Here is an 18566-nt window from a genome sequence, read left to right as displayed (position 1 = left end):
CCTACGGCGCCTCATGAAGGGCGCGGACGCCACCAAAAGCGCTACCAGAAGTTACACCTCTCCCTGGGACATGACCCTCCTTACCCTCCTTTTGAAGCCCACTCGCCCCCTTGAAGGAGACTGTTGCGTTAGTTGCCTACGGCCGCACGGATGCCGACATTGGAGCCAGTGCTATGCAGCGGCGGGGTCGAACAGTCCGTCAATGAAAGCGATCTCGCCCGTAACTCTTGGTTGTCTGTGATGGATATGACCGCGTTTGATCGTTCGTATCGTCTCGAGCCCGCTTAGGGCCGCCTTGGCCGATCGCAAGGATCGAAAGCTCTGACGGTATCCAAGGATCCGTTTCATGGCCGCGTGATCGCTTTCGATGAGGTTGTTGCGCCACTTCTTGTCGATATGCCGGATGCTGTCAAAATGTGGGTCATAGCGACAATTGATCTCCCGGATGACACGTCGATAGGTCGGAGCTTTATCTGTGATGATGGTGACCGGGCGATGGAGCCTTACACGCTCAATCACTTTGTTAAGAAAGGCCCTAGCCGCCTTGGCATCTCGCCGCGCAGTCAGGCGGAAGTCGATCATCTGACCGTTTGCATCGACAGCCCTCCACAGATAGCGCCATTTGCCGCCGACGCGGGTGTAGGTCTCATCGACATGCCAGTCGACACTAGCCCGGCGCAGACTTTTCTCGGTTCGCTTGGTCAGTTCCGGGCCAAACTTCTGGACTCATCGATAAACGGTCGATCGGTCGACTATTACGCCGCGCTCTTCCAATAGTTCGACTACATCTTGGAAAGACAGTGGATATCGCAGATACCAGTGTATAGCACATAGGATGATTTCACGTGTAAAGCGGTGATGCTTGAACGGCGATTTGCGCGGCATACTCGAACTCAAAAACAGCAACAGTCTCCCTGAGCCTAGTGCAGCAAGACGCAAGACCTCGGGAGCCGCATAACAGGTCATTTGACAAACTGTCAGTTGAGGCCAAACTGCTACGGATCGGGTTTAGGATTGGCCAAGGGCACCCTGACACCCCTTTGTGATCGACACAGGGCGACAAACGCTCTCCCGACATTACAGCGAGCGACCTCCGCACGTGCGCAGGCTGTCATGATGGAGATCAAGAAGGTCGGCATTGCCACAATCGAAGCATTGCTGCTCGATTCCCCCGAGCATGACTTCGCAACGTGCCAAAAGGGAGCGGAATCGGCGAAGAAGTCTGCCTTACGCTGAAGCGACCGATTAAGATTGTCTATTTCAGCGAACGCGACCATCTGAAAACGTAAGGTACCTCGGAAATGCACTTTGCGACACGAATGCCAGCGCTAGTTCAGGCCTATAGAGGCAGCTTCAAAGGCGCTGGATCAGATCGGCCGTGAACAGATTTCGATGTTCGCCCCCCCGACCCAAAAATCTGTACGATCCGGGTGTCCGGTTGGTCCATTTGTGGAAAGCCCGGTGGAAGTTCGACGGTGCAGAAAAGCCGGTTTCAAAGGCGATCTGTTCGATGCTGTCCGTGGTTTGCTGGAGCGCGCGGATGGCGATGTCACGGCGCAGAGCGTTCTTTATTTCTTGAAACGATGTCCCCTCCGCTTTCAACCTTCGGTTTAGCGTACGGGGCGTGATTTTCAGCGCGCGGGCCGCATCGGGAAGTTGGCAGTTCTGCCAGGTTTCGCCGTAGAGAAAAGCGCGGACGCGCAGGCTGGATGTATGTACGCGCGAGCCGGTAAAGATCCAATCGATCGGCGCACGCTCAAGAAACTCGGATGCCTCCGCTCGGCTGCGGGCAACTGGACTGTTGAATTGGCTTGGATCAAAAAGAATGCTGGTTTGCGGAGCGTCGAATTCCACCGGGCAAGGAAAAACGACTGCGTAATCTGCGGCGAAATCAGGGCGGGCGAAAGCAAAGCGAACCGCTTTCACGGCCGTTTCCGATCCATCGAGCCAGGACAGGAGCCCATGCGCCAACTTCAATATAAGCATGTGACCAAATCGCTGCGGTGGTGTTTCCGGCGAATATGGCACCAAGGAGAGTTCCACCTCCTCCGAGCCGTTGCGCAGGTCCAGATGGAAATCATCCAAGAGCAGGTTCCAAAACGTCGAAAACCGATACAGCGCCGAGACCAGGCTTTTCGCCTCACGCTGCACAGTGACAAGATGTTGCAGGGTGCGGGGCCGGATCGGGCGGCTCCAGAGGCCCATCATCTCATCGCCGATCTCGGGCGCGGCAAGCTGATACAGCCGGGCGATCTCTTCGAGGGTGACGCGCTGAGTGGGCGCCATTTCGCCGGTTTGCAGGCCGGAACGCTCCAACAGCGAGGCCAGTGCATCTGGCGTGCATCGGGTTTTGAGCGCATCAAGCCAGTCACCTATAAAGCCCGCTGAAACCGTCGTCAAAGTAATGGGGTCATGACTGGTCATGAGAAGGCCTTTCGTGGCGTGATCGGATAATGAATTGGCAAGAAATGAGCTTATTGGCGAGCAATTTAGCGGCTAAATGACGGAGAGTCATAGTTTCCGTCGGAGAGTCAGGTATGTCTTATCAGCCGCCCGTGCAGGATTTAATGTTCTGCATCGAACACTTGTCCCATTGGAAAACGGTGTCCGCGCTGGAGGTGTATTCCGAATGCGAGCTGTCGGACATGCGCGCAGCGCTGGAGAGCTATGCCCGGTTTTGCGCCGAACAAATCGCGCCATTGTCTCAGGTCGGGGACACACAGAGCGCTCGGTTCTATAATGGCAATGTGACCATGCCTGAAGGTTACGTGCAGGCCTATGACCAGTTTGTCGAAATGGGCTGGCAGGCGTTGCCTCATCCCGTGCAATATGGCGGCATCGGACTGCCGCGTGCCGTTGGCGCGGCGGCGGTAGAGATGCTGAATGCAGCCGACATGAGCTTCGGCCTTTGTCCGCTGCTGACAGACGGGGCGATCGAGGCGCTGCTGCTGACCGGTTCGGAGGACCAGAAGGTCACCTACCTCGCGCCGCTGATCGAAGGGCGCTGGTCCGGCACGATGAACCTGACCGAACCGCAGGCGGGGAGTGATCTGGGCCGGGTCGCGACAAAGGCGGTTCAGCGCGCGGACGGCACCTATGGCATCTCGGGTACGAAGATTTTCATCACCTATGGCGCCCATGATTTGACCGAGAATATCATTCACCTCGTGCTGGCGCGCACAGCTGATGCGCCAGCCGGGCCAAAGGGGTTGAGCCTCTTCATCGTGCCACAGAAACTGGTGGGGCCGGACGGGACGCCGGGGGCCGCGAACGCGGTCAACTGCGTAAGCATCGAACACAAACTGGGTGTGCGCGCCAGCCCGACGGCTGTGCTGGAATACGACGACGCCACCGGGTTCCTGATCGGCGCAGAAAATAGCGGGCTGGAATACATGTTCATCATGATGAACGCGGCGCGTTTCTCGGTAGGTGTGCAAGGGGTTGCGATCGCTGAACGAGCCTATCAGCGTGCTCTGGCCTATGCACGCGACCGCGTTCAGAGCCGCCCGGTGAACGGTCAATGCAAGGGTGCCGTACCGATCATCGAACACCCGGATGTCCGCCGTATGCTTTTGCGGATGCGGAGTCTCACAGAAGGCGGGCGGGCCATGGCGGCGTCGACCGCGGGGCTGCTGGATATCGCGCACCACCGGGAGAATCCGGAGTTGGCCGCGTTGGCCGAATTCATGGTCCCCTTGGTTAAGGGTTTCTGCACCGAACGCGCGGTCGAGGTCACTTCTCTGGGTGTGCAAATCCATGGTGGAATGGGCTTTATTGAAGAAACCGGCGCCGCACAGCACTACCGCGACGCCCGGATCCTGCCGATTTACGAAGGCACCACAGCCATTCAGGCAAATGATCTACTTGGGCGGAAGGTAATGCGGGACGGGGGTGCAACCGCCCGCTTGTTTGTTACTCAGATCGCGGAAACCGAAGCAAAGCTTGCAAGCGGCGACGCTGCGGCGCAGGCCATCGGAACAAGCCTTGCACAGGCTCGCGATGCTTTCGAAACCGCTCTGAACTGGATGCTGGAAAATGGCCGCAAGGATATCGACGCGACTTTTGCCGGCTCTGTCCCATTCTTGATGCTATCCGGCACGTTAGCGGCAGGTTGGGCGCTGGCCAAGGGCGCGCTGGCGGCGCAAACCGCGCGCGACGCAGGACAGGACAATGTGTTCCTGGCCCAGAAGATCGCCACCGCGCAGTTCTATGCCCGGCACATCCTGCCCGAATGCACCACCGAACAAACCCGCATCCTGCACGGCGCACAATGCGCGCTGGACGCGGCCTTCTCTGATTGATCCCTCGAAAGGACCTGACCCATGAATGACGTCGTGAACCCCGGCACTTACGAAAGACTCGCGATTTCAGCGCGTGACAATGGCCTTTATGTGGTGACGTTGAACCGCCCTGAGAAGCGCAACGCGCTGGACGTTGTTACCATCGAAGAGCTAATCCGCTTCTTTAGTGGCGCGCGCATGGCCGGCGTCAGGGCGGTGTTGCTGGAAGGCGCTGGCGATCACTTCTGCGCAGGCTTGGATCTGGTCGAACATTGGAAGGCCGACCGCAGCCCCGATGACTTCATGCACGTCTGCCTACGCTGGCACGAGGCCTTCAACAAAATGGAATATGGTGGCGTTCCGATCATTGCCGCGCTCAAGGGCGCGGTTGTCGGCGGCGGTCTCGAACTGGCGAGTGCTGCGCATGTCCGGGTGATCGATCCCGGAACCTATTTCGCGCTGCCCGAAGGCCAGCGCGGGATTTTTACCGGCGGCGGTGCGACGATCCGGGTGTCTGACATGATCGGCAAGTATCGCATGATCGACATGATCCTGACGGGCCGTGTCTATCAGGGCCAAGAGGCCGTCGATCTGGGCCTTGCACAATACATCACCGAAGAAGGCTGTAGCTTTGCCAAGGCGATGGAACTGGCGGATAAGGTTGCGCAGAATCTGCCGCTAACGAACTTTGCCATTTGTTCAGCCGTTAGCCACATGAACAATATGTCCGGCATGGACGCCGCCTATGCCGAGGCTTTTGTAGGGGGCATCGTTAACACCCAGCCCGCGGCACGTGAACGGCTTGAGGCTTTCGCCAACAAAACCGCTGACCGCGTGCGGCCCAGCAGCTAAGCTAGGCAGACCCCGCTGCGCCGCCATTTCGAGTGACCTAAAAAGACGAGGCCAAATCTCTGCCATTTTGGCCGCTGTCTTTCCTGCTCCGTGCCGAAGGCCTTCACAGTGTGCGAACGGGGATGATCTATGGTGACATTCATCGCAACAGGGTCGAAACCTCTGCCCGTATTCCTGCAGTGTCCCAGGAGGCTTGCGGGCAATGCAGTAGCTGCATGAATCTGAAGGGACATGGGCCGTCCGTGACGATGGCCCATGCCTTCGTATTTCTTTGGCTTCAGATATAGCCAGCGCATCTTCAAGATCAACGTCAAGGTATCTATCTGTCCTGTACATCTTAGTATGACACAACAGCAGCTGGACTGCCTGCAGGTTGTCCGTCTTTTTTAGTTCTGGCTCACCTTAGTTCGTCTCATCAAGTGCGTGCCATAGGGGCGGGCCTCCAGGCCAATCAATGTCCTCCACTTACGGGCCATACGCGCGTACTGGCAGGTGGATATTTTCAGCTGCCTGCGAAAACGCCCCGCCAAAGGTACTCGCAGCCGCACAGTTTATTGTGGATAGCGAGACTGAAAAGGCCCGATCACCATGGTTCGCTTACAGCGCTCGCAAGATGAGTTCGAACAAAAGCATTCCAGCAATCGACATTGTTACAGCGCTGGCGATCATTGGGCTTGCGGCGTTTTCCAATGCTTCAGGGATTAATTCGGACAGTGTCATCCAAATCATTGCGCCGGCAGCAAGGCCCAATCCAACGGGTAGGAAAGGCGTAAAGAAGGTAACAAACATGAAGGAGGGAACAGCCAAGATCGGCTGAGGCAAGCTTGAGAAAACGCTCCAGCCCATTGCCTGCCAGACCCTGGCTCCCCTTGGTACCAGTACAAGCGCTATGGCAAGACCCTCTGGGATATTGTGAACAGCGATGGCGGCAGTAATGAACTCGCCCAAATTATCTTCACCTGCGAACGCTACTCCGACGCCCACACCCTCAGCAGCAGAATGCAAAGTCATGATCCCGACAATCATGAGCATCTTAATGGCATCTGCGCCCTTGATGGCCCCAATGTGGAAGTCTTCTTTGCGCTCGATGAGCTTGTGACTAAGCGCGATGAACAACAAACCTCCAATCAATCCGAAGATGGTGCGAATGGGACTTAAGTCTGCCCCTTCCTGGAGCAGGCTGAAGCTGGCTGCGATCATCAGACCTGCCGCGATGCCATTGCAAATTGAGATGGCTTTGGGCGACATGCTGCCCCAGATCAGAAATGGCAGAGGACCAAGCCCAGTTGCGAGCGCCGTAACGAGTGCAGCAACAAATACAGCGATGACAGGATCCATGATACGCCTTGATCTCAACAATGGTCTTTACGCGCAGGGGCCTGCTCAGTACCAGATGCCCTCAATCTTGCCCTCGCACATTAGAACGTTTCTAATGTTATGGGAAGTGCAGTCCCAGACAACGCCGAACGGAACTACGCGTAAAACACGCATTGGACATCTATCGAAGGAGTCTTTGTTAGGACCTATGTAAAGGTCCGTTTTCTCCGCTTAGCAGACCCCTGGGCACGCCGGAAAGTGTCGCGTAGTCGAAGTCCTGGGAGACCATCGGCTCTGTATTGGCCTGCATATTGCTATGCCGGCTAAAAATTTTTTTCTCTGGGATATGCTAGAGAAAGCTAGTGATCAGCCATGACCTGCGCAATCGCAAATCAACAAATTCGCCTCAAGGGCCGAACCATAGTCGTGACCGGCGCAGGAGCTGGGCTCATTCCAATTTCTTCGGGTGAATCGCATAAGATGCTCCCTTCATTACTCCGAACAATAAGTTAGATACTGCGCACTCATTTAGGCTGCTAGTCGAGGGGGCCGGTGCGTCCGACAACTGGCACAGGTGAGCGCAGAAGCCCCCTGCAGTGGGATCGGCGTGTCGCAGCGCCGACATTTCACTGATTTGTTTGGCAACGTTTGCGCGAACTGCGTGCTGCAACTGGTGCAGCGCCTAGCCGCGGCACGCGGGATGGAAACAGCACAGGAAGGGCATCGGGAAGGCAAGTGACGATTCATGGTGTATCTCCGAGCGAAAAAAGCAGTGCCGCTGAAGCGGCGGGTTCGTTCCCGGAGGGCGCGCCATGCGTTTTCACGGCATAGGTTGACACCCCCCGGGCTGCGCATGGTTTTTACGCACCCTTGTGTTTGGCTCTCTCATATTACGCACTCTGCAAGGTCTCATTCTCGAAGGGTGCGACCTTGAGGATCTTTAACTCACGCCGCTGCCCGTCGCGTGTTTCCCAATGGAACACAGCGCCTTCTGCCAGGCCGATGAGCGCGATGCCGATGGGGGTTATGACCGAAACGAAACCCTTAGAGATATCAGCCTCCTGTGGCAGGACCAAAGTGACTGTATGGTCTTTGCCAGTCGCCGCGTCATGGTATGTCACCTCGCGTCCCAAATCGACGACATAAGCACGCAGGCGCTGCGGAGAGACAATGCGCGCGCGCCCCAGTTCTTCGACCAGTTGCTCAGCCAACTCCGGATTGCGGCGCATCATCCCTTCGGACAGCGCTTCAAGCTCGACCAGCCGGGTGCTGCTAAGCACAATCTTAGGCTTACGGGGGCTTCTGCGTGGTTTGGATGGTTTGGACATGTAAAGCTCCTTCAAAATGGGTAAATTATGGATGGTCAAGGCCGCGCGCATTTAAGCGCCACAGACGTCCAGCACGACAAGAGTGTCGATCCAGCCGTCTTCTCGCAGCAGGGGGGCTTTCTGCAGCTTCTGCATGCCCAGCATTGTCGCGCCCAAGAAGGACGTCACGGGGATGCTCCCCGCATCGTCGCCGGACACCAGGGTCAGCATGCCGCTGCGGGCTTTGCCGCCGTTGGCAATGAACGAAACAAGCCGTCCCGCCACGACGAGGTTGGCTGGTGTGGGCTGGGGCGCAGGCCGCGCCATGCGCAGCTTGTGTCGCAGGAAGCCCTCGATCAGCGTCGGGTTCCGGCATTCCTCCGTAAGCCCAAGGCTTAGCAAGCGCTCAACTCCGATCCGGTCAGCGCGTGTCAGATAGAATCTGCCCTTGAGCGGCGGGCATTTGAAGGATGGTCGATAGGCATTGCCCGTAGGCATATGCGTCGGATTGGTGCTGTACATGATGGTCCCCCGGGAAGGATCGCAGTCTCAATGAAACGTTTGAGATGGCCCCGGGGGTTTTAGATACGCCTAAGCGTGCGCCACCCGGGGATGGGGGCGGTTCAGAAGCAAAAACCGGAAATGATTATCATACTTAACCATAGAAAAAGCCTACCGTGCCGCCCTAGATTGTCAACGCTTTTGACCGGCACGCTTTACCTAGCTGACTTCCATGGTGGGTTCACAAATGAAGTGCCCGTTCTTTCCTACAATCGGGAACTGTAAAATATACGAAGGTGGGAACCCAATACTGCCTTGGAAGCCAAACGGTCGGGCAAACGATTCTGAGGCTTCATGGTGGTTTTTTATATCCCGTGCTGCCCCAAAACCTCCCGCTTGCAGTTTTCAAAATGTCTGTCTCGCTGCGCTTCCTCTGCTGCATCCTTAGGTCTGGTTGGAGGCAGATAATACTGAACGCAATTTGAATGAGCCTGAGATTCTATCCGCTCTAGGGCACATGTGGTCACATCATTGGATGCCATCGGCAAACTACCGGTCGCGCATTCCTTTCGGTAATAGGCCATTCTTTCCTCGGCGCTGGATTGCCAGAGAAACCAAGCAGGACCTCCGATGCGATCGGGGTCTGGCGTGCTACTGCCCCCACAATAACCGGTTGGGTTAAAGCAAAGGAGACGTTGGCTATTGGAGCAGGAGGCCATTGCGCCTCCCAATCCGACTACACCTACAATCAGCCATATGGCCTTTCTCATTTCTATCGCTCCTTTGAAGCCAACTCGCCCCCTTTAGGGAAAGTCAGGAGGCTAATCGACGGCTTGCCCCGCAGTCAGGGCGGCCATCACTACGCTCCTTGTTGGACAGCTGAATGCGGGCCTGACGTTTTGAATGCCCACTTCGAAAACGCCTCGTCCGAGATGACGCGAAGGAGCCCGGCAATTGCAGCTGTCGCAACAACCGCAAAAATGACCCGCCCCCCGAGCACGGCACTAAGGTCCGCACCAAGGGCAACCATAATCAGGGTATCCTCGATGACACTATGTGCAAACCCCATGAACACACATGAGATGAAAATCTGGCGGGGCGAGACCAAGCCCGACCGTGCTTCCCGAATGAGGAGGCCTCCGCCATAAGAAATCCCCAAGAAGAGGCCGACCGCCGTCAAATGCCCTGCCTCACCGCGTATCCCGGCCAACTGCAACAAAGGCGCGAGTCCTTTCATAACGAGCCCAAGGATGCCTGTGACCCTCAGTATCTCAAGGCCCCAAGTTAACGCGAGAAGGATGAAGAGCATGGTAACCATCGCCTCAAGAAGGCCTATGAAAAAACCGACCCAATCCGGAGTCGCGTTCATCGGAATCCAAGCAGGGTTCACCGGCTCAGAAAGCCAGCCAGTGGCAACCAGAAAATTGTGCAGCAAGAAGGCATAGAGCAACCCGCCGCAGATGCGCAAAGCCGTGGTTGTTAGCATTCGAGGCCCGGCCTGCTGAATGATCTTCTGCTCAATCGGCAAAGCGTGCGCAAAAAGAAGCAGTGCCGAGAACACTGTCACATCGGCCACGCTCAAGCTGTCCATCGGAACAAGAACAAAGAGCAGAGGAACCGCACCCCAGATGCCGACCAGCATCCCGCTCAACCATGCCAAGCCAAGCTCGGGCGGCAGCCCGACTAGGCTCATCACTGGCGCGAATGCAGGGGCGATCGCCTCAATCACCCCCATGCGGGACAGCAGTTCCGTGATGATTGTGATCGGAACCATAACTCGGAGTAGCACCCAGTATATTTCCAGTGCTTCTAAGGTCTTAACGTAAGCGGCGCGGAGGATTGGCATCGAAGAATTCCTATAACATGATCCCGGCCCTTCTACTGCGTCCCCTATCGCTGGTGTGGTCAAATATTGCATTATCGTGCAATTTTATTGCAAATTGGACCGAATAAGAGGTGGATGCATGGATCAACTCGACAGGAAGATTTTGAACCTTTTGCAGCGTGATGCGTCACGGTCGAACGTCAGCGTGGCAGAAGAGGTCGGATTATCTCCCTCTAGCTGTCTTCGGCGGGTTCGACGGCTGCACAAGACCGGAATCATCGACCGGATTGTCGCGATCTTGAACCCTGCCAAAACGGGGCGGGGGCTGAAGGCGCTGGTCACTGTCGAACTCAAACTTCATGGCGAGCAGCACATGCGCCGCTTTCTGGAACTCGCAGTGACCGAGGACGCTGTATCACAAGCCTATGCTGTTACAGGCGAGACCGACGTCGTTTTGATGCTAAACCTGCGCGACATGGAAGAATTTGATGCGCTTTGCGATAGGTTATTCCGCGATCAGACCAATGTTGCCAGATTTTTCACAATGATGGTGATCCGCACTGCGAAAGAAGAAACCGCTGTTCGGATTTGACTGCGCCCCCCTATTATTGTCACCGCGGCCTTATCATTCGCCAAAATCGATGGTTTCCACTTAAATAAACGGTTTTTATTATATTTTCGGCCGACCTAACGATACCTCTGCAACAATCGCGAGGGGATTTCATATGGCACATTTCGGCACCTACGAGGGGGACATTGGCCTGAAGTCGCAGCCGAAGACGGAAGCGCACGGTACCTCCCCCGGCCTTTTCCTTTCTGGGTTGATTGCGGCGCTTGCATTTGGCCTGCACCACTTGCCCGGGGTCGGTCAGATTAGCCCACTCATCTTGGCCATTCTAATCGGCATGGCCTTTCACAACCTGATCGGGACGCCCGCGATTGCGAAGGCTGGTGTCGCGTTCAGCCTCAAACGTATCTTACGCGCCGGTATCGTGTTGCTTGGGCTGCAACTGACGGTTCAGCAGATCATCGCCGTGGGCGGCCTCGGCGTGGCGCTTATCGTTGCCACGCTGTTGGCCACATTCGCCTTTACTACTTGGCTAGGGCGGGTGTTGAAGGTGGATGCAAAGCTAACCCAGTTGATCGCTTCTGGCAGCTCGATCTGCGGTGCATCTGCCGTGATTGCCACAAATACCGTGACCCGCGCCCATGATGAGGATGTGGCCTATGCCGTAGCCTGTGTGACGATCTTCGGCTCGCTCTCCATGATGCTGATGCCTGTGATTGCCGGCCTGTTTGACATGGGGCCGCAGGCCTACGGCTTGTGGACCGGCGCGTCGATCCATGAAGTGGCGCAGGTCGTCGCCGCCTCCTATGCGCGCGGACAGGAAGCTGGCGAATTCGGTACCATTGCCAAGCTAACACGTGTCATGATGCTGGCGCCCGTTGTGCTGGGCCTTGGTTTTCTTGCTGCCCGCAAACGGCTCAGCGCTGCTGGCACGGCGAACCGCGCGGCGGCACCGCTGCCGTGGTTCGTATTCGGGTTCGTTGCCATGGTCGCATTGGTCAGCACCGGCTGGGTGCCCGAGGCCACAGCGCCCTACACAACCGGCATCACGCAATTTCTGCTCTCCATGGCTCTCGCGGCAATGGGGCTGGAGACGGACATGCGCAAACTGGCAGCCGCAGGTTTCAGGCCCGCGCTATTAGGAGCTGGTGCTTGGGTTTTCATTTCCTTTTTCAGCCTCGGTCTGGTTCTTCTCTTGGCATGACGCTTGAACAACTCAGAATCTTTATCGCTGTTGCCGAACGTGAGCATGTCACCCAGGCGGCGGCCTATCTTAACCTGACTCAAAGCGCGACCAGCGCCGCGGTGGCAGCGCTGGAGGAACGGCATGCTGTTAGCCTGTTTGACCGGGTTGGACGTCGTGTTGTTCTGACGGATGGAGGTAAGCTGTTTCTGAGCGAGGCCCGCGCCGTGGTGGCGCGCGCAGAACAAGCAAAACGTCTGCTGAATGATCTCGCCGGAATGAAGCGTGGCACGCTGCGCTTGGGCGCCAGCCAGACAATCGCAAACTACTGGTTGCCGCCATTGATGCAACGCTTTCGAAAGCAACACCCGGGCATCGCGCTTGAGCTCGCAGTTGGTAACTCCACCCTTGTGGCCCAGATGGTCCATGACGCCACCATTGACCTCGGCTTCGTCGAGGGGGAGATCACAGATGCGGCGCTTAACAGCCAAAGTTTGCCCGGGGATCAACTGGCGCTCGTCGTGGCCCCGGGGCATGATTGGCAGCATTGCCCGCCTTCTACAGCCGAAGACCTGAAGGCAAGTCCGTGGGTGATGCGAAAGGTAGGCTCCGGTACCCGGTCAGCCTGCGAGAGTGCCCTGATCGACCAAGGTCTAAGCGCTGAACATATAGAAGTCGCGTTTGAGCTGCCATCGAACGAAGCGCTTTGCGTGGCGGTAGAAGCCGGTGCAGGCGCTGCGATCTTGTCGACCCTCGTGGTCGCCCCGGCGGTCAACGCAAATCGGCTGGTTTCGGTGGATTTCAAGCTACCGCAGCGCCAGTTTTATGTCTTGCGCCACAAGGAACGACATCTTTCCTTGGCCGAGCGGAGATTTCTTGACCTTCTCTAAAATCGCGCCGCTCTAAAAGTAGTTTCGCGCTTTCGATCACCCCACGATGATGCACGCTTAAAATGCACTCAGAGAACCAGATAGAAGGATCTTTTGCTGCACCCAGAAAAAGAAACCTGATTTCTTGGAACCCTGCACCTTCGCGAACGGTTGGCCCTGTAGAATTACTTAATTCGTGAACTAGCGCGCTCGTGTCGCAGTGATCGGGAGGGCGCTTATCGTTTTTACGACGAGGGGGCTCCATGAGTGAAATCACACGCCGCAATCTTCTAACGATGATCGGAACTGCCGCAGGCAGTGCCGCTATGTATCATGCCATGACTTCAATGGGTTTTGCCGCGCCCTCTGATTATAGCGGACCAATTAAATTAGACGGAGATCCGCAGGGAGCGAAGGTGCTGGTTCTCGGCGCCGGCCTGGCCGGGCTCACCGCCGCCTATGAAATGCGGGCAGCTGGCTATGAAGTTGAAGTGCTGGAGTTCCGTGAGAAGGCGGGCGGACGATGTTGGACCCTGCGCTCGGGTGACGAGTACACTGAACTCGGTGGCGCAACCCAGAACGTCGATTTTGCTGAAGGCAATTACATCAACCCTGGCCCATGGCGGATACCGCATAACCACCATGCCGTTTTAGACTATTGTAAGCGGCTCAAAGTCCCTCTCGAGCCATTTATCCAGCTGAACTATAACTCTTATCTGCATCGATCGGACGCCTATGGTGGCAAGCCACAGCGCCTGAAAGACATCAAAACCGACTATCGTGGCCATATCTCGGAGTTGTTGGCCAAGGCCGTCAATCAGGGAAGACTTGATGAACTGGTCACCGCACAAGACCGAGAAGTCCTACTGGAAAGCCTGCGAGCTTTCGGCGTGTTGAACGAACAGAACGAATACGTGAAGAGCTTGGACACTAGCCATTATCGCGGCTACGCAAAGCAGCCGGGCGGCGGTGTCGGGGCAGCGCCTGAAGCTTCGGACTTGCTTAACCCGCAGGAGGTGCTGCAGTCGCGGCTTTGGGAGTATCTCGCCACCCATGAAACTGTGGATCACCAGGCACCCATGTTTCAGCCGGTCGGCGGGATGGATGGTATCGCCAAAGGGTTCGAGCGCGAGGTTGGAGATCTTATTACCTATAACGCCAAAGTCGTCTCGCTGCAGCAGGACGAGAGCGGGGTAACGGTGACATGGGAAGACACAGCAGGTGGAGGTCAGCAAACCAGCAAAGCGGACTATTGTGTCTGTACCATTCCTTTCTCCATCCTTGGGCAGATCGACCACAACCTTTCGGGTGATTTGTCCAATGCGATCAGTTCGATGTACTACAACGGATCGACGAAATGGGGCCTCGAATTCAAACGCCGCTTCTGGGAAGAGGACGAATATATCTATGGCGGTATCAGCTACACCGATCTCGCCATCGGTCAGATAAGCTACCCCTCGACAGGCTATTTTTCTGATGGGCCTGCCGTGTTGCTGGGCGGTTATACATGGCGCGGAGAGAACTCCTACAAGTTCAATGCCATGCAGCCTGATGAGCGCTTGGAATGGGCGCTAAGACAGGGTGCCAAAATCCACCCTCAGTATCGGGATGAGTTTAAGACCGGTGTAAGCGTTGTGTGGCACAAGGTCCCATGGGTTCTCGGGTGCTCGGGCGTTTGGGAAAATCGCGATAATTACGACGATGCCATCAAGATCGACAATCGCGTCGTCTGCGCAGGCGAGCACCTTTCTTACCTGCCTGCGTGGCAGGAAGGGGCGATCCTCTCCTCGCTTGATGCGATCTCGCGCCTCCATGACAAAGTAATCAACGGGTGAAGCCATGCGACAGATAGTTTTCTCAGCGACGATCGTAGGCATTCTCGGCACTCTGCCGCTCTATGCCCAAGACAACGACGCAAACATGCGTGCGGCGCAAGCCACGGCGCCTGAAACCGGCGAGACCTCTCCCGAGGGCGAAGCCCGTCCACAAGAGCGTGACATAACCGCTATGGCGGATGGCGGTGAATGGGTCGAAGAATATGTCAGCGAAGATGGCGAAGAGTTGTATCAAACGCTCTGCTCCGGCTGTCATATGGCTGACGGGTCGGGGGCCATTGGGGCTGGGAAGTACCCTGCTCTTAGTCGCAACCCCAACCTCGAATATGCCGGGTATGCGACCTACATCATCATCAACGGCCAGGCTGCAATGCCAAGCCTTGGGCATTTTCTCGATGACCAACAAGTATTGGCTATCACAGACTATATTCAGACGAACCTCGGCAATGACTATGAGGCCGATGGTACGCTCGACGCCGTGGCCGACGCCCGGCCGGCCGAGCCCGTAGATCATAACACGGAGGAACACGAATGATCCGCAAATTTATCGCCCCCCTCGCCGCTGTCGCAGCACTTATGACCACGAGCGTATACGCTCAAGGCTCAGAAGTTGTTCGCCACGGCTTGCCGGATTCAGACTTCCCAATCTTGCAAGCGGTGGAAGTGCCCGCGGATGCAACCTTGGTTTACCTTAGCGGCACCGTGCCGACGGTCGCCGATGAGGCCGCCGAGAAGGGCTCTCCTGAATATTTCGGCGATACGGCAACCCAAACCGCCAGTGTGCTCGCTTCGATTGAGAAAAAGCTTGCCGGGCTTGAGCTTGATATGGGGGACGTCATCAAAATGCAGGCCTATCTTGTTGCCCCCGAGGGTGGCGACGGGATGGATTTCCAAGGCTTTATGGAGGGTTACACTCAGTACTTTGGTACCGAAGAACAGCCTGAGCTTCCAACTCGGTCGGTCTTTGAGGTCGCAGGCTTAGCAAACCCCGCATGGCTGGTAGAGATTGAGGTAGTGGCGGTAAGGCAGGATTCTTGAATACCAGTTGTACCTTCTGAGAGAAGGTAAAGCGGCGGCCCGTATCGGCCGCCGCTTATTTTGAACGGGTCGCTAGTAGCTGACCCTCAATTATCCTCCAAGACAGCAGATAGCTTCTGGCGCGCGTCCTCGTTGAGCCAGTTACGCCAAACATCCTTATTATTTAATAAAAAATGCACAGCGGCTTCTTCCGTAGACGCGTTGTTCTCGTCCTTCCAAGCCAACAGCGCGCTCATTTCGGAGGTCTCGAAGCTAATATTGCTCATCAACTTAGCGACGTCCGGGTACTCATCGATAAAGTCCGTAGTCGCAACCGTGTACACCAAACTGGGAGGATAGGCGCTTGGTTTTGGGTCTGCGACATCAGCGTTCAAGTTGGCGTTGTGTGCAGCGAGGTCTACACTCCCGATATCAACCATGGTCATGTCAAAGCGCCCCATAAGCGCCGTAGGCTCCCAATAATACCCAAACCATGGCTCTTTGGCTTCATATGCTGAGGCAAGGGACGCAGCTAAAGTTTCGCCGCCCCCGTGATCAAACACTTCAATGCCCGCTTCTTCAAAACCATATGCGCGAGCAATATTGCGGTTAATCGCGCTACAGACCCATCCTCCTGTAGGACAGTTGTTGAAGCGGTTCCCTACAAGCTCAGGGTTGTCCAAGATGCCTTGGATCGTTTTGAGTTCTGGATGCTCTTCTGCAAGATAGGTGGGGATCCACCAAGCCTCGAGGCCGCCTGGCTGCAACACCTGCGTCATGTCCTGGATCACGTCATCCTGCTTGAGCTTTTCGTAAGCGCTGCCTGCAGAGTTGACCCAAAGTTCGGTGACAATATCCGGCTCATTGTTTTCAGCAAGTGATGTAAGGGCGGGAATTGTATCAGACGGTACCCGGGTGACGGTGCAACCGTAGCCCTGTTCCATCAGGAATGATGCAATCTCTGTCGTGATAATTGCAGACGAGAACGTCATCTCGGTGATGCTGACCTCTCCGCATTCGGCAGCCGCGATATTGGGCGCGGTGGCCGCGATCGCTGCGGCTGAAAGCCAGAGCTTCAGATTTCTCATTTTAGTGTTCTCCCGTTTGTCTACACGTTCCTGGCAGGTGGCACGCAAACCTTCGACAGGTCGCTCTCTGACCATTTTCGTTCTGTGGCACGGTTGGGTTTAAGCACAATTTCATTGATCTTTCAAAGAACTGCTACCCGACCCGATCTGGCGCCATTCCTATAGTCAATGTGGACCTTCCGTAGCATGAAGGTGCCAGCGACCTTATGTGTGCCTGGGGGCGAAGTGCTTTAGAACTAGCCGGCTCAGGGGCTGCAACACCCCACCGATTGGTCATCTTTGCGAAAAATTCGAGAGTTTCGTTTTTCGCAAAAAATATAATATAATCAATGGTTTACATTGACTCCCTATTAAGATATGTTTAAATATAAGCACATCTCATGGATGTTCATAAAAGGACTTTAAATTGGTAAGACAGAACGGTCGTGTTAGAAAACTCGCGAAGCAAGTGGCTCAAATGCTGCAAGCAGATGGAACCATTGTTCGGCTGCAGGAAGAGGAAGAGGGTATACATTCTTTCACAGTAACGACCTACCTGGAAAAGGATTTCGAAGAGTATCGTCGCACACGTTCGTTTGACCTCAAACATGTTCGGACGGCCCCTGGGGCAGGAAGACACTCTCCAAGTCGTCCCTTCATCTGTCTTGAAGCGGGACTACGCCCAGAAACTATCTACGACCGCATTGCGTTTGGAACAAATCCCAAGCGGCTTCCGGGAGATGGTTTCTTGTCCTTGGAGGGCTTTGTACTCTTCCCCGAACCACTGCGGTCTCATCGGGTACGCTAGAGTAATGCACAAGAACTATGGTATGGTCTGCTGTAATCCCTGCATACTCTGTAAGCATTCGGCGATGGCCGTTGGCGCGCCGTATTGATCAGAGGCGTTTGGGTGCGGTTTTTGGTTTACGCGGCTTCGGGCCCCATTTTTTGGCGAGACGCTCGAAGTTATCGAGGATGCGGCCGATCTCTGCCTCGGCCGGGTCGAACTGCCCCCCATACCATTCCAGCATCTGGCTGTGTTCTTCGTGCTTGGGGTCGGCTATGGCATCGAGGAAGTCAGCGTAGCCGGAGAAGCCACCCACATCCTCGGGTGGGCAAGCACCGATAGCCCTGACAAGGCGTGGATATGCGGTGCCCGCAATAGAGCCATCGATTTTCTCGATCTTGATCACGTGGTGCCAGTTGTCGCCAAAGTCATAGATAGAATGGATGGTCTTGGTTCCCCCATCTTCGATCACGTCAAGCAGGCTGGTTTTGGTGGCGGGCATCGGGACATCGTAAAAACCATCTGGATCTGGCACGCCCCAGCCGCTGCCGCCGGCCTGAACTCATACAGGTGGCTGTCGGTCCATCCCATGGCCGCCTGGATCACATCATGCAGGCGGTTCAGCTTGATCTTGAGGGGCACATCAAAGCGTCGAAGCACCTGAGGCTCGACATCGGACAATGTGACCTTGATGCGTGCGACCAGCGTCATGCAGCAATCCTCTTCAATTCCATGGCGGCCTTCCAATTCCAGGGCAACAGCTCCGGCAAGCGTGACACAGGCACATTAGGCAGTCGCGCCAAGACGTCTGCCATCCATGCCTGCGGGTCGATGGCGTTCATTTTTGCCGTGACGATGAAGGTATACATGAAGGCTGCCCTGTCGCCACCGCGTTCAGACCCTGCAAAAAGCCATGACTTTCTGCCCAATGCGATCCCTCTGAGCGCCCATTCGGCGGCATTGTTCGTGATGCCCGACGGCGGCGACGGCCGGTATCAGAGACCGACAAAACTTGAATGCGGGGGGTGTCTGCGTGTGCGTCCATAAGGACACTTGATAAACGATCTCACAGCCCGCAGCCGGTCATGTCCCAGGGAGAGGTGTAACTTCTGGTAGCGCTTTTGGTGGCGTCCGCGCCCTTCATGAGGCGCCGTAGGA

17 protein-coding genes and 2 pseudogenes are annotated in these 18566 nt (G+C 56.0%); 9 read left to right on the top strand and 10 right to left on the bottom strand.

The window, feature by feature from the left end:
- Positions 1-171: 171 nt before the first annotated feature.
- Positions 172-714 (bottom strand): annotated as a pseudogene (locus ACGYLO_RS21835) (IS6 family transposase); the annotation flags it as partial.
- 399 nt (positions 715-1113) lie between these two features.
- Here ACGYLO_RS21835 and ACGYLO_RS21830 point away from each other — a divergent pair.
- Positions 1114-1236: a hypothetical protein gene (locus ACGYLO_RS21830; protein WP_394377428.1), complete on the top strand. Its 123-nt coding sequence runs from the start codon at positions 1114-1116 to the stop codon at positions 1234-1236.
- 117 nt (positions 1237-1353) lie between these two features.
- Here ACGYLO_RS21830 and ACGYLO_RS21825 read toward each other — a convergent pair whose 3' ends face one another.
- A complete protein-coding gene (locus tag ACGYLO_RS21825) occupies positions 1354-2424 on the bottom strand; it encodes an AraC family transcriptional regulator ligand-binding domain-containing protein (RefSeq protein ID WP_394377427.1) in 1071 nt (356 codons plus the stop codon).
- Positions 2425-2537: 113 nt separating this feature from the next.
- On the opposite strand from ACGYLO_RS21825, the gene ACGYLO_RS21820 reads away from it, so the two are divergent.
- Both ACGYLO_RS21820 and dmdD read left to right on the top strand, forming a co-directional pair.
- Positions 2538-4301 (top strand): acyl-CoA dehydrogenase, encoded by a 1764-nt coding sequence (locus ACGYLO_RS21820; RefSeq protein ID WP_394377426.1) that lies wholly within the window; start codon positions 2538-2540, stop codon positions 4299-4301.
- Positions 4302-4322: 21 nt separating this feature from the next.
- On the top strand, positions 4323-5132 hold the full coding sequence (gene dmdD / locus ACGYLO_RS21815) for a methylthioacryloyl-CoA hydratase (protein ID WP_394377425.1): 810 nt from the start codon (positions 4323-4325) through the stop codon (positions 5130-5132).
- A gap of 597 nt (positions 5133-5729) precedes the next feature.
- Here dmdD and ACGYLO_RS21810 read toward each other — a convergent pair.
- From ACGYLO_RS21810 to ACGYLO_RS21795, 4 genes are all read right to left on the bottom strand, one after another.
- On the bottom strand, positions 5730-6470 hold the full coding sequence (locus tag ACGYLO_RS21810) for a ZIP family metal transporter (RefSeq protein ID WP_394377424.1): 741 nt from the start codon (positions 6468-6470) through the stop codon (positions 5730-5732).
- Positions 6471-7339: 869 nt separating this feature from the next.
- The gene (gene rnk / locus ACGYLO_RS21805) at positions 7340-7777 is read right to left on the bottom strand and encodes a nucleoside diphosphate kinase regulator (protein ID WP_394377423.1); all 438 of its coding nucleotides are present in this window, start codon (positions 7775-7777) and stop codon (positions 7340-7342) included.
- A gap of 51 nt (positions 7778-7828) precedes the next feature.
- The gene (locus ACGYLO_RS21800; RefSeq protein WP_394377422.1) at positions 7829-8278 is read right to left on the bottom strand and encodes a hypothetical protein; all 450 of its coding nucleotides are present in this window, start codon (positions 8276-8278) and stop codon (positions 7829-7831) included.
- An 838-nt stretch (positions 8279-9116) separates the two neighbouring features.
- Complete coding sequence (locus tag ACGYLO_RS21795; protein WP_394377421.1) at positions 9117-10103, bottom strand: nucleoside recognition domain-containing protein; 987 nt, start codon at positions 10101-10103, stop codon at positions 9117-9119.
- Positions 10104-10221: 118 nt separating this feature from the next.
- Between ACGYLO_RS21795 and ACGYLO_RS21790 the strand changes: the two genes are divergently transcribed.
- The 6 genes from ACGYLO_RS21790 to ACGYLO_RS21765 all read left to right on the top strand — a co-directional run bounded on the left by ACGYLO_RS21790 (position 10222) and on the right by ACGYLO_RS21765 (position 15575).
- A complete protein-coding gene (locus tag ACGYLO_RS21790) occupies positions 10222-10674 on the top strand; it encodes an Lrp/AsnC family transcriptional regulator (protein ID WP_394377420.1) in 453 nt (150 codons plus the stop codon).
- A 133-nt stretch (positions 10675-10807) separates the two neighbouring features.
- Positions 10808-11854 carry a YeiH family protein gene (locus tag ACGYLO_RS21785; RefSeq protein WP_394377419.1) on the top strand — a complete coding sequence of 349 codons (1047 nt, stop codon included), beginning with the start codon at positions 10808-10810 and terminating at the stop codon, positions 11852-11854.
- The gene (locus tag ACGYLO_RS21780) at positions 11803-12723 is read left to right on the top strand and encodes a LysR family transcriptional regulator (RefSeq protein WP_394377418.1); all 921 of its coding nucleotides are present in this window, start codon (positions 11803-11805) and stop codon (positions 12721-12723) included. The genes ACGYLO_RS21785 and ACGYLO_RS21780 overlap by 52 nt, the downstream gene beginning before the upstream one ends.
- A 242-nt stretch (positions 12724-12965) precedes the next feature.
- A complete protein-coding gene (locus ACGYLO_RS21775; RefSeq protein ID WP_394377417.1) occupies positions 12966-14537 on the top strand; it encodes an NAD(P)/FAD-dependent oxidoreductase in 1572 nt (523 codons plus the stop codon).
- Positions 14538-14541: 4 nt separating this feature from the next.
- A complete protein-coding gene (locus ACGYLO_RS21770; RefSeq protein ID WP_394377416.1) occupies positions 14542-15072 on the top strand; it encodes a c-type cytochrome in 531 nt (176 codons plus the stop codon).
- On the top strand, positions 15069-15575 hold the full coding sequence (locus tag ACGYLO_RS21765; RefSeq protein WP_394377415.1) for a RidA family protein: 507 nt from the start codon (positions 15069-15071) through the stop codon (positions 15573-15575). Before ACGYLO_RS21770 ends, ACGYLO_RS21765 begins: the two co-directional genes overlap by 4 nt.
- Positions 15576-15661: 86 nt before the next feature.
- Here the strand turns inward: ACGYLO_RS21765 and ACGYLO_RS21760 are convergent, their stop codons facing one another.
- The 4 genes and pseudogenes from ACGYLO_RS21760 to ACGYLO_RS21745 form a co-directional block, all read right to left on the bottom strand.
- On the bottom strand, positions 15662-16642 hold the full coding sequence (locus ACGYLO_RS21760) for an ABC transporter substrate-binding protein (RefSeq protein WP_394377414.1): 981 nt from the start codon (positions 16640-16642) through the stop codon (positions 15662-15664).
- Between the two features lie 875 nt (positions 16643-17517).
- Positions 17518-17910 carry a plasmid pRiA4b ORF-3 family protein gene (locus tag ACGYLO_RS21755; RefSeq protein WP_394377413.1) on the bottom strand — a complete coding sequence of 131 codons (393 nt, stop codon included), beginning with the start codon at positions 17908-17910 and terminating at the stop codon, positions 17518-17520.
- Positions 17877-18119 carry a plasmid pRiA4b ORF-3 family protein gene (locus ACGYLO_RS21750; RefSeq protein ID WP_394377412.1) on the bottom strand — a complete coding sequence of 81 codons (243 nt, stop codon included), beginning with the start codon at positions 18117-18119 and terminating at the stop codon, positions 17877-17879. The genes ACGYLO_RS21755 and ACGYLO_RS21750 overlap by 34 nt, the downstream gene beginning before the upstream one ends.
- Positions 18116-18379 (bottom strand): annotated as a pseudogene (locus ACGYLO_RS21745) (transposase domain-containing protein); the annotation flags it as partial. The gene ACGYLO_RS21750 and the pseudogene ACGYLO_RS21745, both read right to left, overlap by 4 nt.
- Positions 18380-18566 lie beyond the last annotated feature (187 nt).

Origin of the sequence: Sulfitobacter sp. 1A13353 (genome assembly GCF_043557255.1) — a bacterium.
GTDB lineage: Bacteria > Pseudomonadota > Alphaproteobacteria > Rhodobacterales > Rhodobacteraceae > Sulfitobacter > Sulfitobacter faviae.
The sequence above is the reverse complement of the archived record's forward strand: the minus strand, read 5'-3'. Positions and strand labels throughout refer to the sequence as shown.

Coding starts and splice junctions, on each gene's coding strand:
- ACGYLO_RS21750 (WP_394377412.1), bottom strand. CDS start 18,119: ATGACGCTGGTCGCACGCATCAAGGTCACATTGTCCGATGTCGAGCCT.
- ACGYLO_RS21825 (WP_394377427.1), bottom strand. CDS start 2,424: ATGACCAGTCATGACCCCATTACTTTGACGACGGTTTCAGCGGGCTTT.
- ACGYLO_RS21755 (WP_394377413.1), bottom strand. CDS start 17,910: ATGCCCGCCACCAAAACCAGCCTGCTTGACGTGATCGAAGATGGGGGA.
- ACGYLO_RS21790 (WP_394377420.1), top strand. CDS start 10,222: ATGGATCAACTCGACAGGAAGATTTTGAACCTTTTGCAGCGTGATGCG.
- ACGYLO_RS21795 (WP_394377421.1), bottom strand. CDS start 10,103: ATGCCAATCCTCCGCGCCGCTTACGTTAAGACCTTAGAAGCACTGGAA.
- rnk (WP_394377423.1), bottom strand. CDS start 7,777: ATGTCCAAACCATCCAAACCACGCAGAAGCCCCCGTAAGCCTAAGATT.
- ACGYLO_RS21810 (WP_394377424.1), bottom strand. CDS start 6,470: ATGGATCCTGTCATCGCTGTATTTGTTGCTGCACTCGTTACGGCGCTC.
- ACGYLO_RS21830 (WP_394377428.1), top strand. CDS start 1,114: ATGATGGAGATCAAGAAGGTCGGCATTGCCACAATCGAAGCATTGCTG.
- ACGYLO_RS21765 (WP_394377415.1), top strand. CDS start 15,069: ATGATCCGCAAATTTATCGCCCCCCTCGCCGCTGTCGCAGCACTTATG.
- ACGYLO_RS21820 (WP_394377426.1), top strand. CDS start 2,538: ATGTCTTATCAGCCGCCCGTGCAGGATTTAATGTTCTGCATCGAACAC.
- ACGYLO_RS21770 (WP_394377416.1), top strand. CDS start 14,542: ATGCGACAGATAGTTTTCTCAGCGACGATCGTAGGCATTCTCGGCACT.
- dmdD (WP_394377425.1), top strand. CDS start 4,323: ATGAATGACGTCGTGAACCCCGGCACTTACGAAAGACTCGCGATTTCA.
- ACGYLO_RS21760 (WP_394377414.1), bottom strand. CDS start 16,642: ATGAGAAATCTGAAGCTCTGGCTTTCAGCCGCAGCGATCGCGGCCACC.
- ACGYLO_RS21785 (WP_394377419.1), top strand. CDS start 10,808: ATGGCACATTTCGGCACCTACGAGGGGGACATTGGCCTGAAGTCGCAG.
- ACGYLO_RS21775 (WP_394377417.1), top strand. CDS start 12,966: ATGAGTGAAATCACACGCCGCAATCTTCTAACGATGATCGGAACTGCC.
- ACGYLO_RS21800 (WP_394377422.1), bottom strand. CDS start 8,278: ATGTACAGCACCAATCCGACGCATATGCCTACGGGCAATGCCTATCGA.